This is a genomic window from Pseudomonas sp. SWRI99 (assembly GCF_014270125.1).
Taxonomy (GTDB): Bacteria; Pseudomonadota; Gammaproteobacteria; order Pseudomonadales; family Pseudomonadaceae; genus Aquipseudomonas; species Aquipseudomonas hamedanensis.
In genome coordinates this window covers 42204-62939 of sequence record NZ_JABWQR010000019.1, presented here as the reverse complement: position 1 = coordinate 62939, position 20736 = coordinate 42204, and the positions used below count along the sequence as shown (strand labels likewise).

Annotated in this window: 20 protein-coding genes; 5 read left to right on the top strand and 15 right to left on the bottom strand. The window is 60.5% G+C overall.

What is annotated here, in order from left to right:
* Positions 1-82 precede the first annotated feature (82 nt).
* From HU743_RS16735 to HU743_RS16725, 3 genes are read left to right on the top strand one after another with little or no spacing between them, the layout of a single operon-like run.
* Entirely contained in the window at positions 83-325 is a 243-nt protein-coding gene (locus HU743_RS16735; protein ID WP_186546887.1) for a PP0621 family protein, read from the top strand.
* Positions 315-1904: an ATP-binding protein gene (locus tag HU743_RS16730; RefSeq protein WP_186649975.1), complete on the top strand. Its 1590-nt coding sequence runs from the start codon at positions 315-317 to the stop codon at positions 1902-1904. The genes HU743_RS16735 and HU743_RS16730 overlap by 11 nt, the downstream gene beginning before the upstream one ends.
* Positions 1901-3247: a sigma-54 dependent transcriptional regulator gene (locus HU743_RS16725; RefSeq protein ID WP_186649905.1), complete on the top strand. Its 1347-nt coding sequence runs from the start codon at positions 1901-1903 to the stop codon at positions 3245-3247. The genes HU743_RS16730 and HU743_RS16725 overlap by 4 nt, the downstream gene beginning before the upstream one ends.
* A gap of 95 nt (positions 3248-3342) precedes the next feature.
* Here the strand turns inward: HU743_RS16725 and thiO are convergent, their stop codons facing one another.
* Genes thiO through HU743_RS16690 form a run of 7 tightly spaced genes read right to left on the bottom strand, consistent with a single transcriptional unit; the run spans position 3343 to position 10108 of the window.
* Positions 3343-4443 carry a glycine oxidase ThiO gene (thiO, locus tag HU743_RS16720; RefSeq protein ID WP_186649903.1) on the bottom strand — a complete coding sequence of 367 codons (1101 nt, stop codon included), beginning with the start codon at positions 4441-4443 and terminating at the stop codon, positions 3343-3345.
* A 56-nt stretch (positions 4444-4499) separates the two neighbouring features.
* Entirely contained in the window at positions 4500-4901 is a 402-nt protein-coding gene (locus tag HU743_RS16715; protein WP_186622405.1) for a type IV pilin protein, read from the bottom strand.
* 14 nt (positions 4902-4915) lie between these two features.
* Positions 4916-8005, bottom strand: coding sequence for a PilC/PilY family type IV pilus protein (locus HU743_RS16710; protein ID WP_186649900.1), 3090 nt, complete (start codon positions 8003-8005; stop codon positions 4916-4918).
* A complete protein-coding gene (locus tag HU743_RS16705; RefSeq protein WP_186649897.1) occupies positions 7992-8468 on the bottom strand; it encodes a PilX N-terminal domain-containing pilus assembly protein in 477 nt (158 codons plus the stop codon). Before HU743_RS16705 ends, HU743_RS16710 begins: the two co-directional genes overlap by 14 nt.
* A 10-nt stretch (positions 8469-8478) precedes the next feature.
* A complete protein-coding gene (locus HU743_RS16700) occupies positions 8479-9192 on the bottom strand; it encodes a prepilin-type N-terminal cleavage/methylation domain-containing protein (RefSeq protein WP_186649894.1) in 714 nt (237 codons plus the stop codon).
* On the bottom strand, positions 9189-9638 hold the full coding sequence (gene pilV / locus HU743_RS16695; RefSeq protein ID WP_186546879.1) for a type IV pilus modification protein PilV: 450 nt from the start codon (positions 9636-9638) through the stop codon (positions 9189-9191). The genes HU743_RS16700 and pilV overlap by 4 nt, the downstream gene beginning before the upstream one ends.
* Positions 9635-10108, bottom strand: coding sequence for a GspH/FimT family protein (locus tag HU743_RS16690; RefSeq protein WP_186622410.1), 474 nt, complete (start codon positions 10106-10108; stop codon positions 9635-9637). Before HU743_RS16690 ends, pilV begins: the two co-directional genes overlap by 4 nt.
* Before the next feature lie 130 nt (positions 10109-10238).
* On the opposite strand from HU743_RS16690, the gene HU743_RS16685 reads away from it, so the two are divergent.
* Complete coding sequence (locus HU743_RS16685) at positions 10239-10808, top strand: GspH/FimT family protein (RefSeq protein WP_186649891.1); 570 nt, start codon at positions 10239-10241, stop codon at positions 10806-10808.
* Here HU743_RS16685 and ispH read toward each other — a convergent pair.
* The 6 genes from ispH to murJ all read right to left on the bottom strand — a co-directional run bounded on the left by ispH (position 10765) and on the right by murJ (position 18317).
* Complete coding sequence (gene ispH / locus HU743_RS16680; protein ID WP_186546876.1) at positions 10765-11709, bottom strand: 4-hydroxy-3-methylbut-2-enyl diphosphate reductase; 945 nt, start codon at positions 11707-11709, stop codon at positions 10765-10767. The genes HU743_RS16685 and ispH overlap by 44 nt on opposite strands.
* A 206-nt stretch (positions 11710-11915) precedes the next feature.
* Positions 11916-12368: an FKBP-type peptidyl-prolyl cis-trans isomerase gene (gene fkpB, locus HU743_RS16675; protein WP_186546875.1), complete on the bottom strand. Its 453-nt coding sequence runs from the start codon at positions 12366-12368 to the stop codon at positions 11916-11918.
* The gene (gene lspA / locus HU743_RS16670; RefSeq protein WP_186546874.1) at positions 12361-12873 is read right to left on the bottom strand and encodes a signal peptidase II; all 513 of its coding nucleotides are present in this window, start codon (positions 12871-12873) and stop codon (positions 12361-12363) included. Before lspA ends, fkpB begins: the two co-directional genes overlap by 8 nt.
* Positions 12866-15697 carry an isoleucine--tRNA ligase gene (gene ileS / locus HU743_RS16665; protein ID WP_186649889.1) on the bottom strand — a complete coding sequence of 944 codons (2832 nt, stop codon included), beginning with the start codon at positions 15695-15697 and terminating at the stop codon, positions 12866-12868. Before ileS ends, lspA begins: the two co-directional genes overlap by 8 nt.
* A 13-nt stretch (positions 15698-15710) precedes the next feature.
* Positions 15711-16649 carry a bifunctional riboflavin kinase/FAD synthetase gene (gene ribF, locus HU743_RS16660; RefSeq protein ID WP_186622416.1) on the bottom strand — a complete coding sequence of 313 codons (939 nt, stop codon included), beginning with the start codon at positions 16647-16649 and terminating at the stop codon, positions 15711-15713.
* Between the two features lie 129 nt (positions 16650-16778).
* On the bottom strand, positions 16779-18317 hold the full coding sequence (gene murJ, locus HU743_RS16655; protein ID WP_186649886.1) for a murein biosynthesis integral membrane protein MurJ: 1539 nt from the start codon (positions 18315-18317) through the stop codon (positions 16779-16781).
* A gap of 252 nt (positions 18318-18569) precedes the next feature.
* On the opposite strand from murJ, the gene rpsT reads away from it, so the two are divergent.
* The gene (rpsT, locus tag HU743_RS16650; protein ID WP_003228351.1) at positions 18570-18842 is read left to right on the top strand and encodes a 30S ribosomal protein S20; all 273 of its coding nucleotides are present in this window, start codon (positions 18570-18572) and stop codon (positions 18840-18842) included.
* Positions 18843-19023: 181 nt separating this feature from the next.
* Here rpsT and HU743_RS16645 read toward each other — a convergent pair whose 3' ends face one another.
* Together HU743_RS16645 and proB are read right to left on the bottom strand one after the other, a co-directional pair.
* Entirely contained in the window at positions 19024-19491 is a 468-nt protein-coding gene (locus HU743_RS16645; protein ID WP_186546871.1) for a CreA family protein, read from the bottom strand.
* 10 nt (positions 19492-19501) lie between these two features.
* On the bottom strand, positions 19502-20620 hold the full coding sequence (gene proB, locus HU743_RS16640; protein ID WP_186546870.1) for a glutamate 5-kinase: 1119 nt from the start codon (positions 20618-20620) through the stop codon (positions 19502-19504).
* Positions 20621-20736 lie beyond the last annotated feature (116 nt).

Here is a 20736-nt window from a genome sequence, read left to right as displayed (position 1 = left end):
TTTATTGCCGCGCTTTAATAGGCTGTGCGCTGATCGGGTCCTTGGCTAAACTGGCGGATCATCAGTCGAAAAGCCGCCCATCATGCTTCGTTTATTGTTCTGGATTGCCCTGATCTTCGCCGCCATCTGGTTGTGGCGTAAATTCAAGGCGCCCGCCTCCGCTTCGCCATCCGGGCGCGCCTCGCGCGAGCAAGACGCCGCGCCGATGGTGCGTTGCGCCCATTGCGGCGTGCACTTGCCGCGCGACCGCGCGCTGGGCAATCAACCACAGTGGTATTGCAGCCAAGCTCATCTTGAGCAAGGCCCAGGCGCCAGTGATCGCTGAGGCCGCCCCCGCCGACAGCAAACAGGCGCAGCGCCTGCTGCGTCTTTATCATCTTTACCGCCTGAGCATCGGCATTACGCTGGTGCTGCTGATCTCCAGCGACATGGACAACCGTCTGCTGACGTCTGCCAACGACGAACTGTTGCGCGGCGGCAGTTGGTTGTACCTGGTGCTCAATATCCTGCTGGTGGTGTTTCTGGAGAACACCCGGCGCCCGGCTCAATTGCTCAGCCTCGCGCTGGTCGACGTCCTGCTGCTCGGTGGTCTGTTCTATGCAGCAGGCGGTGTGGCCAGTGCGCTGGGCAATTTATTGATCGTCTCGGTGGCGATCAGCAATACCTTGCTGCGCCGGCGCATTGGCTTGCTGATCGCGGCCATTGCTGCCCTGGGCATCGTCGGTTTGAGTTTCCTGCTGAGTTTCAGCCACCCGTTGAGCGCCAACGAGTACCTGCAAGCCGGCACCCTCGGTGCGTTATGTTTCGCGGCCTCACTGCTGGTACAGGGTCTGATTCGCCGCGTTGAGGTCAGCGAAACACTGGCCGAACAACGCGCCAGCGAAGTGATCTGCCTGGAAGCCCTCAATGCGCTGATCCTGCAACGCATGCGCACCGGCATTCTTGTGCTCGATGAGGCACGCCGCATACAACTGGCCAACCACAGCGCCCAGACCTTGCTCGCGCATACGCACCTTCAGGGTCAGTTGATCGACGATTGCGCGCCGGCCCTGGTCGATCGCCTGCAGCTGTGGAGGAATAACCCGACGCTGCGCCCGCAAAGCCTGAAGGTGGCCGGTAACGGCCTCGAACTGCAGCCGAGCTTCATCGCCCTCGATCAGCGCCCGAACCAGCAGATTCTGGTGTTTCTCGAAGACCTGGCACAGATCGCCCAACAGGCCCAGCAGTTGAAGCTGGCCGCGCTTGGACGACTGACCGCCGGGATATCCCACGAAATCCGCAACCCGCTGGGCGCGATCAGCCATGCCGCACAGCTCTTGGCCGAGTCCGAGGAACTCGACAGCGCCGATCGGCGTCTGACGCAGATCATTCAAGACCACTCCCAGCGCATGAACCGAGTCATCGAAAACGTCCTGCAACTGTCCCGCCGCCAGCAAAGTGAACCGCAACGGCTGGACCTCAAGCCATGGCTGCAACAGTTCGTCGCCGAAAGCCGCGAACACGCGACCGAACGTCAGCAGATTCATTTGCGGATCGATTCCGGCGACTTCAATACCCTGATGGACCCCGACCAGCTCACTCAGATTCTCGACAATCTGTTACGCAACGGCTGGCGTCACAGTGCCTTGCTGCATGATCAGGCCGAGGTCTGGATGACCCTGTTCATCGACCCGGACAGCCAGTTGGCGGTGCTGCAAGTGCGGGACAACGGCCCCGGCGTGCCGCTCGCCGAACAGGCGCATCTGTTCGAACCGTTCTTTACTACCAGTAGCCAGGGCACCGGCCTTGGGCTTTATCTGTCCCGTGAGCTGTGCGAAAGCAACCAGGCGCGCCTAGACTTTCAGTCACGCCAAGACGGCGGCTGCTTTCGCATCACCTTTGCTCACGGACGGAAACAAAGTTGACTACGAGCCCACGGCAAAAAATTCTTATCGTCGACGACGAACCGGATATCCGCGAACTCCTGGAAATCACCTTGGGGCGGATGAAACTCGATACCCTCAGCGCGCGTAACCTGGGTGAGGCCCAGGCGCTGCTGCAGCGCGAGCGTTTCGATCTGTGCCTGACCGACATGCGCCTGCCCGACGGCACGGGGCTGGACCTGGTGCAGCACATCCAGCAACGTCATCCACAGCTCCCGGTGGCGATGATCACCGCCTATGGCAGTCTGGAGACTGCGATCAACGCGCTGAAGGCTGGGGCCTTCGACTTTCTGACCAAGCCAGTCGACCTCACGCGCCTGCGCGAACTGGTCGCCACGGCCCTGCGTATGCCGGTGGCGGGCGGCGCGAGCAGTTCGATCGACCGACGCCTGCTCGGCGACTCGTTGCCCATGCGCAACCTGCGCAAGCAGATCGACAAACTCGCCCGCAGCCAGGCGCCGGTGTACATCAGCGGTGAATCGGGCAGCGGCAAGGAACTGGTCGCACGCCTGATTCATGAGCAGGGCCCGCGCGCCCAGCAGCCCTTTGTCCCGGTCAATTGCGGGGCGATTCCCTCGGAGTTGATGGAAAGCGAGTTTTTCGGCCACCGCAAAGGCAGTTTTACCGGTGCAGTGGAGGACAAACCGGGGCTGTTCCAGGCCGCCCATGGCGGCACGCTGTTTCTCGATGAAGTGGCGGATCTGCCGTTATCGATGCAGGTCAAACTACTGCGGGCGATTCAGGAAAAAGCCGTGCGCAGCATCGGCGGCCAGCAGGAAACCGTGGTCGATGTGCGCATCCTCAGCGCGACGCACAAGGACCTTGATGCGCAGGTCAGCGCCGAACGTTTTCGCCAGGACCTTTATTACCGGTTGAACGTGATCGAGCTGCGCGTACCCTCTCTGCGCGAGCGCCGCGATGACATCGAAGTGCTGGCCGCGCATGTCCTCAAGCGATTGGCCAGGGACACCGGCCAGCCTGTCGCGAGCCTGCATCCGCAGGCGCTGGAAAGCCTGAAGAATTACCGCTTCCCCGGGAACGTGCGGGAACTGGAGAACGTACTTGAACGGGCGCATACCCTGTGCGAGAACCGTATCATCGAATCTCAGGACTTGCGACTGAGCGAAGGCAATTGCGCGGCGGAGGGTGCGATTGCCGACCTTACGCAGATCGACAACCTGGAAGATTATCTGGAAAACGTCGAACGCAAGCTGATCCTGCAGGCATTGGAGGAGACACGCTGGAACCGTACGGCAGCGGCGCAGCGCTTGAGTCTTTCGTTCAGGTCGATGCGCTATCGGCTGAAGAAATTGGGCCTGGATTGAAGGGCCCCTTCGCGAGCAGGCTCGCTCCCACATTGGAATGCACAATCCCTGTGGGAGCGAGCCTGCTCGCGAAGGCGGCCTGCCCGATTACCTGACTAAATGCGGCCCTCAGGCGCATAAGGCGCCGGGTCGATAATCGGCGCCCGCCCCAGCATCACGTCGGCAAACAGCTGGCACGACGCCGGCGCCAGCACCAGGCCGTTGCGGTAATGCCCGCAGTTCATCCACAAGCCATCGAACCCTGGCACCCGGCCAATATACGGAATGCCTTCCGGCGACCCCGGACGCAAGCCGGCCCAATGCCCGACGACCTCGGCCTGCGCCAGCGCCGGCAACAACTCGATTGCCGAAGCCTTGAGGCTTGCCAGCGCCACGTCGGTTGGCGTCTTGTCGTAGCCTTCGTGTTCCAGCGTGCTGCCGATCAGAATATGCCCGTCGCGACGGGGGATCGCATAACGGCCCTTGGCCAGAACCATGCTCGGCAAGAAGTCCGATGCGCACTTATAGAGAATCATCTGGCCCTTGACCGGCTCGACCGGCAGCGTCAGGTCCAGCGTCTTGAGCAAATCGCCGCTCCACGCCCCGGCCGTCAGCACAACCTGATCACCTGTGATGATGCCGCTGGATGTTTCCACGCCGACAATCCGCTCGTGCTCGCGAACGAACCCGCTGACCTCACACTGCTCGTGAATCGTCACGTTGGGCAGTGCCAGCAGCGCCGCTTTCAACGATTTCACCAGACGCGGATTTCGCACGTTGGCGACATCGGCCATGTAGATCGCCCGGGAGAATCCGGCACCCAGCACCGGCACCGCATCGTGCGCCGCCGAGATGTCCACTGCCCGCAGCGGGCGCTGTTCCCGTTCGGCCCAGGCAAGCGCTTCGGCTTCGTCATCCAGGTCCAGCCAGTACAGGCCGGTGGTGTGCACTTCAGGATCAACGCCGGTATCGGCAAACAGGCGCTCGCCCAACTGTGGATAAAAATCCTGCGACCAGTGTGCCAGTGCGGTAACTGCCGGGCTGTAGCGCCACGGGTACAGCGGCGAAACGATGCCGCCGCCGGCCCACGACGATTCCCGGCCGACGTTCGAGCGATCCAGCAGCACCACGCTGCGCACTTCGGAGGCGAGATTGTAGGCGGTCAGCAGGCCGATCACCCCGCCACCGACAATCACCACTTGCTGTTGCCTGGTCATGTTTAATCCAATCAAAAAGAACACAGGGGCGCAAAAGGCGCCCGAAAATAAGCGACTCAGCGACCCCAGCAGTCTTTGCTGGTCAGGCCGGTGGCCGCGTTGTTCATGGCTCTGACACCGGTATTGCTCAAGGTCAGATCACCGCACTTGTCGGTGGCCATGGCCGAACCCGCTTTGCGTGTGGCGGTCAGCAGGAACGTCTGGTCAGTGAGGGTCGGGGTAATGGTGTAGAAGTCATTGCCGGTGCTGAGCCCGGTTACGCCCGTGTAGACATTGTTTTTCGTGTAGAAGCGTTCGAGGGTCTGCGCCTGCTCCGAGAGCAAGCCCGCCACTTCGGCGCGGCGCCCCTTGTTCACGTATTCGGTATAGCGCGGTGCGGCAATGGTGATGACGATCCCGATGATCGCGATCACGATCATGATTTCGATCAAGGTGAATCCTCGGATGGATCTGCGCATGCCTCAACTCTCGCTTACTGTATTTGTCGCCACATGATACGACGGCTGCCGCCGCCGGATTTTTCCACCAGGGTGGTAATGCCGCCACTGGAGTCGTTCACAATCTTGCGTGTTGCACTGTTGACGATGGCATTAAGGGTAGGAATGCCGCCGGTGAACACCACGCCGCTGGAAATCGTGTCGTTGCCGTCGACCACGCCATCGGCGTTGGTATCGAGCACCGCATAGTTGAGCATCTTACCGCTGAACGCCTCGAGTTCGACCAGTTTACCGGTGCCGAAGCTGGCACAGGGGTCCGTGGTGTCGACGCTCGCCGTGGTGAAAATGATCCGCCCCAGCACCAGACTGGCCTGATTGATCACTCGCTCACCAATCAGCGCGTTGTTATACACCAAGGGCAGATACCAACCCTTCTCTCCCGGATAAGTCGTGTCGTTCTGCGTGGTCGTCACGAACTGTCCGGAGCTGCCCGAGAACACGCCGGTAATGGCCTGAGCCTGCAGACTGCTCACGGTAATCTGGCCGGAGCCGCCCTCGGCATCCCACACCGAATAGAACGCCTGTAAATCTTTGTTGGTCTTGTCGGCCGTTTCATTGAACTTGCCGGTGCCGACGAAAATCTGTTTGCCACCCTGCGCGTTGTCCGCCAGCAAGGGTTGCGCGGTGATCGGTTGCGTGGCCCCGCCCGCCGTGGTGAACAACGGTTTGCCGGCAAACGCCACGCCCCAGCTGTCCGCCGCCGTGGCACTGAGATCGAATTTCCACAGGCGCCCTTTGAGGTCGCCGCCATAAGCCGCCTGGACTACGTTCTGCGAATTGACCCGCAGCTTGACCGAGGACAGGCCATTGGTGGTTTCAGTGCTGTCGACGACAATCTTGCGGATCAGCGAACCGTCGCGCACATCCAGCACATACAGCGCGGCGACGCCCGAATTGCTGCCGTAACCGTTGGCTATGAACGCCGCCCAGCGTCCATCGGCCAAGCGTGCCACTTCCGGTCGCGCGTAGGCATAACCCAGATCATTGAATGCGTTGCTGGTGCTGGCGGTCGTCGGTGCACTGACCTCCCACAACGCGCGCACAACGTTGCCCGCCGACGCGTCATACAGTTGCAATGCATAAAAGGTTTTGCCGCCGGCGCCCGTGCCGCCGATGGCCAGGGTTTTCCACGCGCCACTGATTTGCGCGTCGTACACGCCGAGCTGACCGTCGACGAGAAACTTGTGACTGACGCCGTTGACGTAGTTCGGATCGGCAATGAATCGCAGCGACGGCAATACACTGGACGGCATGTAGGCGTAACGACGGGTACCGTTGGCCGCGTTGATGACATTGACGAAGCCGTCGTTGGCGTTCACCACCAGACTGGCGCTCATGTTCGTGGCCTTGGTCGTCAGGTAGGCGCTGTAGGAGGTATCACCCGCCAAGTCAGAGGCGGTTTGGTCGGTGGGCGAGGCCAGCACCAGCGGCGAGTTGATGATGTCGCCCAACAGCACACTGCGCACCTTGAGCCCGGTCTTGTTGGTGCCTTTGCTCCACTCCACCAGGTCGATGCCGCTGACGCCCGTGGGCAGGCCCTGGCCGAGCGCGGTCTGCTGGGCAGGGGAAAAATTGCCAAAGGCCAGCGTGACCGCCGCGTTGTTCGCGGTGTTCCAGGACTGGAAGGTTGGCGCGGTGGCGCTCGGGACAATGGTCGTATCGGTGCTCCAGAGCGTCGCCGAAGTATTGACCGCGCCTGCCGCAGTGAAGCCGAACGACTTGATCGTTCCGCGCCAATCCCTGGGGTCGTAACTGGTCTGGAAATAACTGGTGCCGCTGGCCAGCGTTGTGCCGCTGGTCACCCCGCTGCCGCCGGAACCGGCCCTGGACGTGATATCCCTGAGTGCCGACGACAGCGCAGCATTCAGTCCGGTGCTGTCGGTGGCCTGGTAGTACCTGCCCTGCCCGTAACTGGCGGCATCCGACAGCATATCGTTGTCAGCCGCAAAGCCTACGGTGTAGGTGTTCATGTTCTGCCTGGGGAAGTCCACCGCGTTCCAGCTTTTGCCGGCCGCATCGGTACCGGTCGAACGCATATCAATGTCGAAAGCGAATTTGGCAATGTCGTCCAGATACAGCGTGTCGTTTTCGCCATCGCCGCTGAGGTTATCGCCGTCATTACTGAGGCCGTCCCAGTTCGGCAAGCGATTGCCACCCAGCGGGTCATTGCCCGGGAAGGTGCGATCGTAGGTCGGCAAGCCGTCGGTAACCACCACGCCGTAATTTTTCTGGCAGCGGTACTGAATCGGGCTGGTGTACGTGCCCGGTGTACCGTTGTAATAAGGCGCCATGCCGCGCATGTAGCGGCTGACTTCGTAATAGGTTTCGGCCAGCGGCGTATTGGCCACGGCATTCAAGCCGTTGATCGATGAAATCAGTGCGTTGTAGTTGGTGTCAGCCTGCGCCTGGGTGACGCTTCCGGAGACGGGCGACAAATCGCTGATCGAGCGGGCAATGAAACCGCCATTGCCAGGGTTGGTGCTGTTGGCCGGATTGAACGTCGACAAGCCGATGCGCAAGGTACGGTTGCTGCTGACCAGTGCGGTGGAAACGTTGCGCGCGACGTTCATGCGGTAATCGTTGGGAATTGCACCGGTGGTGAAGTCACGGGTTCCGGTGCTGATGGCCTGGCTGACGATCCAGGCAATGTAATCGGCGGAATAACGGGTGTTCTCGTTGCCTACCGGGTCTGGCAGTTTCAGGCACAACGGCACCGGGCTGTTGTTGTAGAACGCATAGGCGCCCCCCGAGCAGCCGGAGGTCGGCAGGCTCGATAAGAATACGGTGTCGCCGGTAATCTGCGGCGCATTCAGCGCAGAGCACAATCCCAGGAAGGCATTGCATTCCCGGGCCGGCGTGCGATTGATGGCAGGATTGAAATCCGTGTCGTAGATAATGCTGTTCATGCTGCCGGAATCATCGATCAGCAGCATCACGTTCGGCGCCACCGCCGCGGCGCTCAACAGCGGCGATTCGGACGGCGTGAACCCCCAGGCCGGCGCCGCCAGATAGAGGCTCGCCAGCATGCCGAGCAGCAGCCCTCTGTAGCGCTCAATACTTCGCATAGACACTCTCCACCACACTGCGCGAAGTGCCGACAATCCCGACCGCGGTCACTCGATACAGAGTGGTCGAGGTATTACTGGGCACGTTCACCGCGGTGACGGTCGTGCCGATGTTCTGCACCCCGTAAAAGCCATTACCGGCGGCGATCCAGGTTACGCCGGACGCCGAATTGAACCCCGCCGCACTGACCACCGATGACTCGGCCGGCGGCAAACACTGGGTGCCACTGCACACTGGCAATGCGTAGCTGTCCAGTTGCACTGCGCTCTCACCGACACGCAACGCCGCTTCGGCGGACTGGAACGATTGATTGCGCAGACTCACGCTGCCGGCCATTTTTTCCTGCAGGTTGGCGCTTTGCATCGATGACAGTCCGATCAAGGTGAGCAACAGCAAAAACACCAGGCTGACCAGCAAGACCATGCCGTGCTGTGTTTTCCGCCGATGCAAGGAAATCCTCATCGCCGCGCCCTCACGGCAAGCGGTTGCGCAAAGCGGCAACCACGTTGAAGGTTTGATTGCGCACCCGATTGTTCGGGTCGGTGAGGGTCAGGCTCAGGCGGACGCTGCGGATGCGCGCCGGATCGCCAGGATTGCTGCTGTAGGTCGAGGCCGCCACATCCGTCGCGGAACTGGCCAGACCGAAGGTGACGTTGAAGGCGCTGACGTTGTTCACCAGCACTTGCTGCGCCGGATTGCCGCCGCCGGTGCCCATGAGGATCTGGTTATTGCTGAAGCTGTAGAGCAGACGCCGGATCGGGAAAGCAATCTGCCCCGTGGTCGGGCTACGCAATCCGCTGTAGGCAACCGCACTGTTGCGACAGTCGGAAATCACCGTCCAGGTCGGCGTCCCCCCGCCGTTGCCGACATCGGCCGTCACCAGGGTCAGTTTGAGATTGGCATTATCCCAACTGATCGGAGTGAGCTGCGCCGCATTGAAATCCCCTGCCGAACTGGAGTCGACGATGGTGCCAAGGCAGCCGAACATGCCGACCATGCGAATTTCCTGAATCATCTTGCTGAGAACGAAGCGCGCGTCCTCCTGCATCGCAGCGGCGCTGTTCTGACTGACGTAAGTGTTCTTCGCCGCGATGAAAATCTGCACCACTCCGAGCACGACGATCAGTCCCAAGGCCAATGCGACCAGCAACTCGATCAGGCCGAAACCACGACTGGAACGCTTCATGGTGTCGCCACCGGATCGACCGTCGCCCGGCTGGTCAGCACGAAACTGCGTTGCGCACTTGCGGTGTTGGCCGCACGGGCATCGCTCCAGGTAATCGTAATGGTGTAGACCCGCTGGTTGAGGGTGATGCTGCCCGTCGCGGTCGGACCGCCGAAGTTGGCGATATTGGTGGTGAAGTCGTAGAGATCCTGGTCTCGCGTTACGCTGAGGTTGCCCGAGGTGGGCGGCGTGACGGTGTAGTTGGCGCCGGAGTTGGCGCGAATGCGGTCCATCATGTCGTAGGCGATGAAACTGGCCTGACTGGTCATGCGCGAGCTGTCGGTGTACTTCAGCGCATTGAGTTGCACCGCCGCCGCGCCCAACAGCCCGACGGTCAGAATCAGCAACGCGACCAGCACTTCGATCAGCGTCATGCCCTCCTGTGCTTTTTTGCTCCCTGCCCTCATCCGCAATTTCCACCCAATTGAATGCGTCCGTTCAAACACACGTTCAGCGTCCTGCTTTGCGTGCCCAGCGTGTAAGCGATGACCACCGCCGTCGACGGTGCCGCCAGACCACCCAGATTATTGAAATCGAGCGCGGTCACTCCTGAGGTTAGCGTCAGAGTCGCGCCGCTGCTCATCGCTGGAACAACCCGCAACACATTGGCCGGATTGCCAGTACTGTCGTAAACCGCCAGCTCACCGGTCCAGACGCTGCCGCCCGCAGTCGGGCGCAGGCGAGTCGTCACCCCGCGGTTGATGGCTTCGAGGCGAGCAAAATTGATCGCACGCTGCAGGTCGCCCATTTCGGTATCGGCCTTGCTGCTCTGAATCGTTCGGGTAAAGGCCGGCACCGCCAAGGTGACGAGAAGCAACAACACCGCGATGGCGATCAGCAACTCGACCAGCGTGAAACCTTTTGTACGAAGATCCATCGATGCCCTCCGTTGCCGTCGGCTATACCTGCTTCTACACGCTAGAACATTCGCTCGGCACGCGCCGACTGATTTGCCCTGCGCGGCGCACGGAATGCGCCGTTCACACCATTCCACGGAGGGATTTTTCATGCCGCAACACGGTTTCAGCCTGATTGAACTGCTTATGGGACTGGCGATTGGCGCAATTGTTCTGCTGCTGGTCAGCCCGGCCTTCGCCGCGCTCAAGCAAGCGACTCAGCGCGACCACGCGGCGCAGTCACTGATCGAAGGTATCCGCCATGCACGCACATTGGCCATCACGCACAATCAGAGCGTGGTGATCCATGGCATCGACGGCGACTGGAGTCAGGGTTGGCGGATCATTCTGGACATCAGCGGCAAAGGACCGCAAGACAGCAGCAATCCGCTGTTGGTGGAGCGCGCCAGTGAGGCGAAGGTGCCGATTGTCGGCAACTGGTGGGTGAGCCGCTATGTGCGGTTCAGTCATCTGGGGCAACCGCTGATGCCCGGACGGCGGTTTCAGGCGGGGACGTTGCACATCTGCTCACCGCGCGAACCGGTCAGCCAGCGCCAGATTGTGCTGGCGGCGACCGGTCGCGTGCGCCTGGGCAGTCAGGAGACCGAACAGGCGCTTTGCGACAGACACAGAAACGTCAGATCGAACGAACGCGCAGCTCTTTCGGCATCGAGAATGTGATGTTCTCTTCTCGACCGGCCAGCTCATCGGCACCGGTTGCGCCCCAGGCCTGCAATTGCTGGATTACGCCGCGCACCAGAACTTCAGGAGCCGAGGCGCCGGCGGTAATGCCGATGCGCTCGACGCCATCGAACCAGCTCTTTTGCAGGTCTTCGGCGCCGTCGATCAGGTAGGCAGGGGTCGCCATGCGCTCAGCCAGCTCACGCAGACGATTGGAATTGGAGCTGTTGGGGCTGCCGACCACTAATACCACGTCGCATTCGTCGGCGAGTTGCTTGACCGCGTCCTGACGGTTTTGCGTGGCGTAGCAGATGTCGTCCTTGCGTGGACCGCCGATGGCCGGAAAGCGCGTGCGCAGCGCATCGATAACCCGACTGGTGTCGTCCATCGACAGAGTCGTCTGCGTAACGAAGGCGAGTTTCTCCGGGTTACGCACCTGCAACTCGGCCACGTCTTGCTCGTCTTCGACGAGGTAGATCGCGCCGCCATTGCTGGCGTCGTACTGGCCCATGGTGCCTTCGACTTCCGGGTGACCGGCGTGGCCGATCAGGATGCACTCACGACCGTCGCGGCTGTATTTGGCCACTTCGATGTGCACCTTGGTTACCAGCGGGCAGGTGGCGTCGAACACTTTCAGGCCACGACCGGCGGCTTCGTTACGCACGGCTTGCGAAACACCGTGGGCGCTGAAAATGACGATAACGTCATCGGGTACCTGATCGAGCTCTTCGACGAAGATCGCGCCACGGCTGCGCAGGTCTTCAACAACGAACTTGTTGTGCACCACTTCATGGCGCACATAGATCGGCGGCCCGAAGACTTCCAGAGCGCGGTTGACGATTTCGATCGCCCGGTCCACACCGGCGCAGAAGCCACGGGGGTTGGCGAGTTTGATTTGCATGCTGTGCCTCGTGTCTTGCGCGCGAAAACAATGGAAAACAAACTGTGGGAGTCTGCTTCTGTGGCGAGGGGATTTATCCCCGTTCGGCTGCGTAGCAGTCGTAGACCGTCAACGGACTCATTTCAGAATCGCGTTGACTGGTCTGGGGGCGCTTCGCACCCCAGCGGGGATAAATCCCCTCGCCACAGAGGCTCACTCTCACATTTTCAGATCGCTTTGACGGAAATGATTTCCACGTCAAAGGTCAGCGTTTTGCCTGCCAGCGGGTGGTTGAAGTCGATGGTCACTTGCGCGTCGTCGAACTCTTTCACCACACCCGGCAGTTCAGTATTGGCCGCATCATTGAAGATCACCAGCAAACCCGGCGACAACTCCATGTCGACAAACTGCGAGCGCGGGATGATCTGTACATTCTGCGGGTTCGGCTGGCCGAAGGCGTTTTCCGGTTCGACGGTCAGCGTACGCTTGTCGCCCGCCTTGAAACCGAACAGCGCCGCTTCGAAACCCGGCAGCAGGTTGCCATCGCCCACCTTGAAGGTAGCCGGTGCCTTGTCGAACGTGCTGTCGACGGTGTCGCCGTTTTCCAGGCGCAAGGCAAAGTGCAAAGTGACTTCCGTGTTCTGGCCGATGCGTTGCTCAGCCGATACCTGTTCAGTCATGAGCAGCCTCTTCGGTTTTCTTCGGTTTGAACATGTCCAGTGCCAGCATGATCGCGCCAACGGTGATCGCGCTGTCAGCGAAGTTGAACGCCGGGAAATACCAGCGGTTCTGCCAGTGCACCAGGATGAAGTCGACAACATGGCCCAAGGCAATGCGGTCATACAGATTACCCAGCGCGCCACCCAGCACCAACGCCAAGGCGACGGCCAGCCAGGTTTCGTTGCGCCCCAGGCGCTTGAGCCAGACCACCAGCACCGCACTGACCACAATCGCAATCAGCGCGAACAGCCAGCGCTGCCAGCCGGAGCTGTCAGCCAGGAAGCTGAACGCAGCGCCGGTGTTGTAGGCCAGGGTCCAGCTGAAGTAATCGGGAATGATCACGATCTGCTGGAACATTTCGAGCTTGTCTTCGAAGTAGAACTTGCTGGCCTGGTCGATGACCAGTACCAGCAAGCTCAACCACAGCCAGCTCAGCCGTCCGAAACGACCAACGGCATCAGGCATAGTGACGAACCTCGCCAGCGCCGCTGATGTTGTCGACGCAGCGACCGCAGATTTCCGGATGCTCCGGGTTCACGCCGACATCTTCGCGGCAGTGCCAGCAACGGGCGCACTTCGGGAAGGCCGACTTGACGATCTTCAGTTTCAGACCGCTGACTTCGGTTGCCACCGCATCGGCCGGAGCCTGCACAAATGGCGCAACGCTTGCCGTCGAAGTGATCAATACAAAGCGCAGTTCGTTGCTCAGCTTGGCCAGATCGGCGCTCAGCGCCTCTTCGGCAAACAACGTCACTTCGGCCTGCAGGTTGCCACCGACGGCTTTCGCCGAGCGCTGGATTTCCATCTCTTTGTTGACCGCGACTTTCACTTCCATGATGCGATCCCAGTAGGCGCGACCCAGCTCGAAGCCTTCCGGCAGCTCGGTCAGGCCTTCGTACCAGGTGTTGAGCATGACGGACTCGTTGCGCTCGCCCGGCAGGTATTGCCACAGTTCGTCGGCGGTGAAGGCGAGGATCGGCGCGATCCAGCGCACCAGCGCTTCAGAGATGTGGAACAGCGCGGTCTGGCACGAGCGACGCGCCTTGCTGTCGGCACCGGTGGTGTACTGGCGGTCCTTGATGATGTCGAGGTAGAAACCACCCAGCTCCTGCACGCAGAAGTTATGGATCTTCGAGTAGACGTTCCAGAAACGGTATTCGCCGTAGTGCTCTTGCAGTTCGCGTTGCAGCAACAGTGTGCGATCCACTGCCCAGCGATCCAGCGCCAGCATGTCTTCGGCCGGCAGCAGGTCGGTGGCCGGGTTGAAACCGGTCAGGTTGGAAAGCAGGAAACGCGCGGTGTTACGGATGCGCCGATAGGCATCCGCGCTGCGCTGCAGAATCTGCTCGGACACCGCCATTTCGCCGGAGTAGTCAGTCGATGCAACCCACAGACGCATGATGTCGGCGCCCAGGGTGTCATTGACTTTCTGCGGAGCGATCACGTTGCCCAACGACTTGGACATCTTGCGACCGGACTCGTCGACGGTGAAGCCGTGGGTCAGCAGTTCGCGGTACGGTGCGTGGTTGTCGATAGCGCAACCGGTCAGCAAGGACGAGTGGAACCAGCCACGGTGCTGGTCGGAGCCTTCCAGGTACAGGTCGGCGCGCGGGCCGCTCTCGTGACCCATCGGGTGCGAACCACGCAGGACGTGCCAGTGCGTGGTGCCCGAGTCGAACCAGACGTCCAGGGTGTCGCTGATCTTGTCGTACTGCGGCGCTTCATCGCCCAGCAGTTCGGCGGCGTCGAGCTTGAACCAGGCTTCGATGCCTTCGACTTCAACGCGCTTGGCGACTTCTTCCATCAGCTCGACGGTGCGTGGGTGCAGCTCACCGCTTTCCTTGTTGAGGAAGAACGGGATCGGCACGCCCCAGTTGCGCTGACGCGAGATGCACCAGTCCGGGCGGTTGGCGATCATCGAGTGCAGGCGCGCCTGGCCCCAGGCCGGAACGAACTTGGTGTCTTCGATGGCTTTGAGCGAGCGCACGCGCAGGGTATCGCCGCTGGTTGGCTCTTTGTCCATGCCGATGAACCACTGCGCGGTGGCGCGGTAGATCAGCGGGGTTTTGTGGCGCCAGCAGTGCATGTAGCTGTGTTCGATGACGGTGGTGTGCATCAGCGCACCGACTTCGGTCAGTTTTTCAACGATCGCCGGGTTGGCCTTCCAGATGAACTGGCCGCCAAAGAATTCCAGCGACGGCACGTACACGCCGTTGCTCTGCACCGGGTTGAGGATGTCGTCGTTGACCATGCCGTATTTTTTGCAGGTCACGAAGTCGTCGACGCCGTAGGCCGGGGCGGAGTGAACCACGCCGGTGCCAGCGCCCAGTTCGACGTAGTCAGCCAGGTATACCGGCGACAAACGATCGTAGAACGGGTGACGGAAGTTGATCAGCTCCAGTTCTTTACCGGTGGTGGTGGCGATGACCGAACCTTGCACGCCGTAGCGCGCCAGGCAGGCTTCGACCAGCTCTTCAGCCAGCACCAGCAGCTTGTCGCCGATATCGACCAGGGCGTAGTTGAATTCCGGGTGCACGTTCAGCGCCTGGTTGGCCGGGATGGTCCACGGGGTGGTGGTCCAGATCACGATCGCAGCAGGTTTGCTCAGCGACGCCAGACCGAAGGCGGCAGCCAGTTTGGCCTCGTCAGCGATCGGGAACGCCACGTCGATGGTCGAGGACTTTTTGTTCTCGTATTCGACTTCCGCTTCAGCCAGGGCCGAACCGCAATCGAAGCACCAGTTCACCGGCTTGAGGCCCTTGAACACGAAACCACCCTTGACGATTTCGGCGAGGGCGCGAATTTCACCGGCCTCGTTCTTGAAATCCATGGTCTTGTACGGGTTGGCGAAGTCGCCCAGCACGCCGAGGCGGATGAATTCGGATTTCTGCCCTTCGATCTGCTCGGTGGCGTAGGCACGGCACAGCTCGCGGGTTTTATCCGCGCCCAGATTCTTGCCGTGGGTCACTTCAACCTTGTGTTCGATCGGCAGACCGTGGCAGTCCCAGCCCGGCACATACGGCGCGTCGAAACCCGACAGGGTTTTCGAGCGGATGATCATGTCCTTGAGAATCTTGTTCAGTGCGTGACCGATGTGGATCGTGCCGTTGGCGTACGGAGGGCCGTCGTGCAGGACGAACTTCGGACGATCCTTGCCAATCTCGCGCAACTTTCCGTACAGGCCAATACTGTCCCAGCGCTGCAGGATCTGCGGTTCGCGCTGTGGCAGGCCGGCCTTCATTGGGAAGGCGGTGTCCGGAAGGTTTAGCGTGGCTTTATAGTCGGTCATTTAAGGCTCTTCATTAGCGATGGGCGCTAGGTGCGGCTAGTGCACGGGCGGCGGCGACATCCGCGTTGATCGCCGTTTTCAGCGCCTCCAGGGAGGCGAATCGCTGCTCTTCACGCAGCTTTTGGTGGAAAACCACCGTCAAACGCCGGTCATACAGATCGCCGGCAAAATCTAAAAGATGGACCTCAAGGTGGGCCTTGCCGTCACCTTGTACCGTGGGCCGCACGCCGATGTTGGCGACGCCGGGCCAGGTTTTGCCGTCGATGTCGACATTCACCAGATACACCCCGGTGAACGGTACGCGACGGCGCTTGAGTTGAACATTGGCAGTGGGCGTACCCAGTTGCCGGGCCAGCTTCTGGCCGTGCAGCACGCGACCGGCAATCCGGTACGGACGGCCGAGCAAGCGTTCGGCCAAGGCAAAATCGGCAGCGGCCAAGGCGTTGCGCACTTGCGTGCTGCTGACGCGAAGGCCGTCCAGCTCGACGGTCTGCGCAGCTTCCACGGTAAAACCGTGCATTTGCCCGGCTTGCAGCAGGAAATCGAAATCACCGAGGCGGTCGCAACCGAAACGGAAATCGTCACCGACCTCCAGATGCTGTACGCCAAGACCGTCGACCAGAATGGTATCGACGAACTCACTGGCGCTGAGCTTGCTCAGGCGCTGGTTGAACGCCAGGCACAAGACCCGGTCGACGCCTTCGGCGGCCAGCAATTGCAGTTTGTCACGCAAGCGCGCCAGCCGTGCCGGTGCGGTCTCGGGAGCAAAGAATTCCCTTGGCTGCGGCTCGAAAATCACCACGCAGCTGGGTACGCCCAACTCGAGCGCACGCTCACGCAGTCGGGCCAGGATTGCCTGGTGACCACGGTGAACACCGTCAAAGTTGCCAATAGTGGCGACGCAGCCCCGATGCTGGGGGCGCAAGTTGTGGAGGCCTCGAACCAGCTGCATAACGCGCTTCTTGCTCATAAAGTGGTCGATTATAACCACACCCGACGGTCGGCGACAGGCAACACCGTAACGCAAAGTGATCGAGCCGACAAAACTGCCGGCCGGCGTCTGGCCTTAATCGCTAAAACCTCAGCTCAAAGCCTTGCGATTAAAGTCGCGCAGGCGGAAACCGAGCAGCAGCAACATGCCGAAGTACGCCACCACACCCGCCACCACCAAGGCCCCCAGACGCAGGAATCGCTCGAGCATGTGGCCCTCGTCCCAGGCCGGCATGAAATGCATGCCGGCCAGCAACACCGCCGACATCACAGTCACGGCGACAACCAGCTTGAAAGCGAATTTGCCCCAACCCGGTTGTGGCTGATACATGTTCTGCTTGCGTAACTGATAGAACAGCAGACCGGCATTCAGGCAGGCGCCAGCACTGATCGCCAGCGCCAGACCGGCGTGAGCTAGCGGCCCGATCAACGCCAGGTTGAACAGTTGCGTGCAGACCAGGGTGAAGATTGCGATTTTCACCGGCGTGCGGATGTTCTGTTGCGCATAAAAGCCCGGCGCCAGCACCTTGATCACGATAATCCCCAGCAGCCCGACAGAATAAGCAATCAGCGCGCGCTGGGTCATCTCGGCGTCAAAGCCGCTGAACTGGCCGTACTGAAACAGCGAAACGGTCAGCGGCTCAGCCAGAATCCCCAATGCCAATGCGCACGGCAGCACCAGCACGAAGCACAGGCGCAGGCCCCAATCGAGGATCCGCGAATACTCGTGGCGATCCTTGCTGGCGTAAGTTTTGGCCAGCGTCGGCAGCAGAATCGTGCCGAGTGCCACGCCCAATACGCCAGACGGCAGTTCCATCAAGCGGTCGGCGTAGTACATCCACGACACTGAGCCGGCGACCAGAAACGAGGCGAAGATGGTGTTGATGATCAACGAAATCTGGCTGACCGACACACCGAGAATCGCCGGCAACATTTGCTTCATCACCCGCCACACGCCGCTGTCGCGCAGATTCAGCCGCGGCAACACCAGCATGCCGATCTTTTTCAGGTGCGGCAGTTGATAAAGCAATTGCGCCAGGCCGCCGACCAATACCGCCCAGCCGAGGGCCATGACCGGCGGATCGAAGTACGGCGTCAGGAACAGCGAAAACACGATCATGCTGACATTGAGCAGGGTCGGCACGAAGGCCGGCACCGAAAACCGGTTCCAGGTATTGAGAATCGCACCGGCCAGCGAGGACAGGGAAATCAGCAATATATAAGGAAAGGTCACCCGCAACAGATCGGAAGTCAGCTGGAATTTTTCTGGCGTATCGGTAAAACCCGGCGCCGTGGCCCAGATCACCCAAGGCGCGGCGATCATGCCCAGCACGGTGACCACTGCCAGCACCAGGGTCAGCAAGCCCGACACATAGGCAATAAAAGTGCGCGTCGCCTCTTCGCCCTGCTGGCTTTTGTACTCGGCGAGAATCGGCACGAAGGCCTGGGAAAAAGCCCCTTCGGCAAAGATCCGCCGCAGCAGATTGGGCAGTTTGAAGGCAATAAAGAAGGCGTCCGTGGCCATCCCGGCGCCGAATGTCCGTGCGATCAGCGTGTCACGAACAAAGCCCAGAATCCGGGAAAGCATCGTGATAGAGCTGACGGCGGCCAACGATTTGAGCAGATTCATTGAGAGAGTTTGTGCCTGTCGATAAACAGCAGGCGAACAATGCGCCTACTTGTGCGATACTCCGCGCCGCAGCAGCACAGAGCCAAAGCTCGCGAGTTTACAGGTCAAGCGCCGGAAATAAATATCCCGCCTCTTTATACCTACCACTTAGCGGAACGATTCAAGTGCCCTTGACAAGACAAGTCTTCATCGGCATGATTCGCGGCCTATTTTGTTTGCTATTTCCTAAAAAGTCTTTCGAGGAGCTCGACGGTGGCCAACTCACCTTCCGCCAAAAAACGTGCAAAACAGGCTGAGAAGCGTCGCAGCCACAACGCCAGCCTGCGTTCCATGGTTCGTACCTACATCAAGAATGTAGTTAAGGCCATCGACGCAAAAGACGCTGAAAAAGCTCAAGCTGCATACGTTCTGGCTGTGCCAGTTATCGACCGCATGGCCGATAAAGGCATCATCCACAAGAACAAGGCTGCTCGTCATAAGAGCCGTCTGAATGGCCACGTCAAAGCGCTGAAAGAAGCTGCTTAATCGACGTAGTCATTAAAAAACCGACCTCAGGGTCGGTTTTTTATTGCCTGTGATTTGGTGAATGCGACGCTAAAAAATGTAGGAGTGAGCCTGCTCGCGATAGCGGTGTCTCAGATGAAGATTTCTATCTGACACACCGCTATCGCGAGCAGGCTCACTCCTACAGTTGGATTGGTGGTGGTTATTGCTGGACCGGCACCCACGGCAGAATCGGAATGGCAGTGACCGCATTCTGCGGACTGCCCTCGATCAGGCGATCGCTGTAGACCAGGTACACCAGCGTATTGCGCTTCTTGTCGAGAAAGCGCACCACTTGCATGGTCTTGAACACCAGCGAGGTGCGCTCCTTGAACACCTCATCGCCATCCTTCAGCTCGCCTTTGAATTTGATCGGGCCGACCTGCCGGCATGCGATCGACGCTTCAGCACGATCTTCGGCCAGACCCAGCCCACCCTTCACACCGCCGGTCTTGGCGCGCGACAGGTAGCAGGTCACACCTTCAACTTTCGGATCATCGAATGCCTCGACCACTATCCGGTCATTCGGCCCGACAAATTTGAACACTGTCGATACCTGGCCGATTTCCTCGGCCGAAGCCAGCAATGGCATTGCCATCAGCAAGGCCAACAATCCTTTTGCTACGCGCATCGAGTTTTCCTTAGACCAGAATCAGGTTGTCACGGTGAACCAGTTCCGGCTCCGCCATGTAACCGAGCAAACCGACAATCGCATCCGACGACTGACCGATGATTTTTTGTGCTTCCAGCGCACTGTAGTTGGCCAGGCCACGGGCGATCTCACGACCGTCCGGCGCCACGCAAACCACCATTTCGCCACGACGGAAGCTGCCCTGCACCAGCTTGACGCCGACCGGCAACAAGCTCTTGTTACCCTGGGACAGCGCCGACACTGCGCCATCGTCCAGCACCAGCGTACCGCGGGTTTGCAGATGCCCGGCCAGCCACTGCTTGCGCGCCGCCAGCATGCCACGCTCAGGCGAGAGCAAGGTGCCGATGCGCTCGCCAGCCTTCAGACGGTCAAGCACTCGCTCAAGACGCCCACCAACAATAATCGTGTGCGCCCCGGAACGTGCCGCCAGTCGCGCCGCGCGCAACTTGGTCTGCATGCCGCCACGCCCCAGCGCACCGCCGGTACCGCCCGCCACTGCATCCAGCGTCGGATCATCGGCGCGCGCCTCAAAGATCATCTTCGCATCAGGGTTGTTGCGCGGATCGGCATCGAACATGCCGTCGCGATCCGTGAGGATCACCAGCAGATCCGCCTCAACCAGGTTGGCCACCAGCGCCGCCAGGGTATCGTTGTCGCCGAAACGGATTTCATCGGTGACCACGGTGTCGTTTTCGTTGATCACCGGGATGACTTTCAGCTCGACCAGTGCGCGCAAGGTGCTGCGGGCGTTCAGGTAGCGCTTGCGGTCGGACAGGTCGTCGTGGGTCAGGAGAATCTGCGCGGTGTGCCGGCCATGCTCGGCGAAGCTCGATTCCCACGCCTGCACCAGCCCCATCTGACCAATTGCGGCGGCCGCCTGGAGCTCGTGCATCGCACTGGGTCGCGCGGTCCAGCCCAAGCGACTCATGCCCGCCGCCACTGCCCCGGAGGACACCAGCACCAACTCGACGCCCGCCTCGTGCAAGGCCACCATCTGCTCGACCCAGACACCCATTGCCGCACGATCCAGCCCTTTGCCATCAGCCGTCAGCAACGCGCTGCCGATCTTCACGACCCAACGCTGCGCACCTGTCACCTTGCTCCGCATCATCTTCAACCTTAGCTTGAGGACAGCGCGACCCAGCACTGCCCGTGACGTTAATCGTGGTTATTGGTGACCAACGATCGATTTTCGGATACTAAAACGCCGCTCGATTGAGCGGC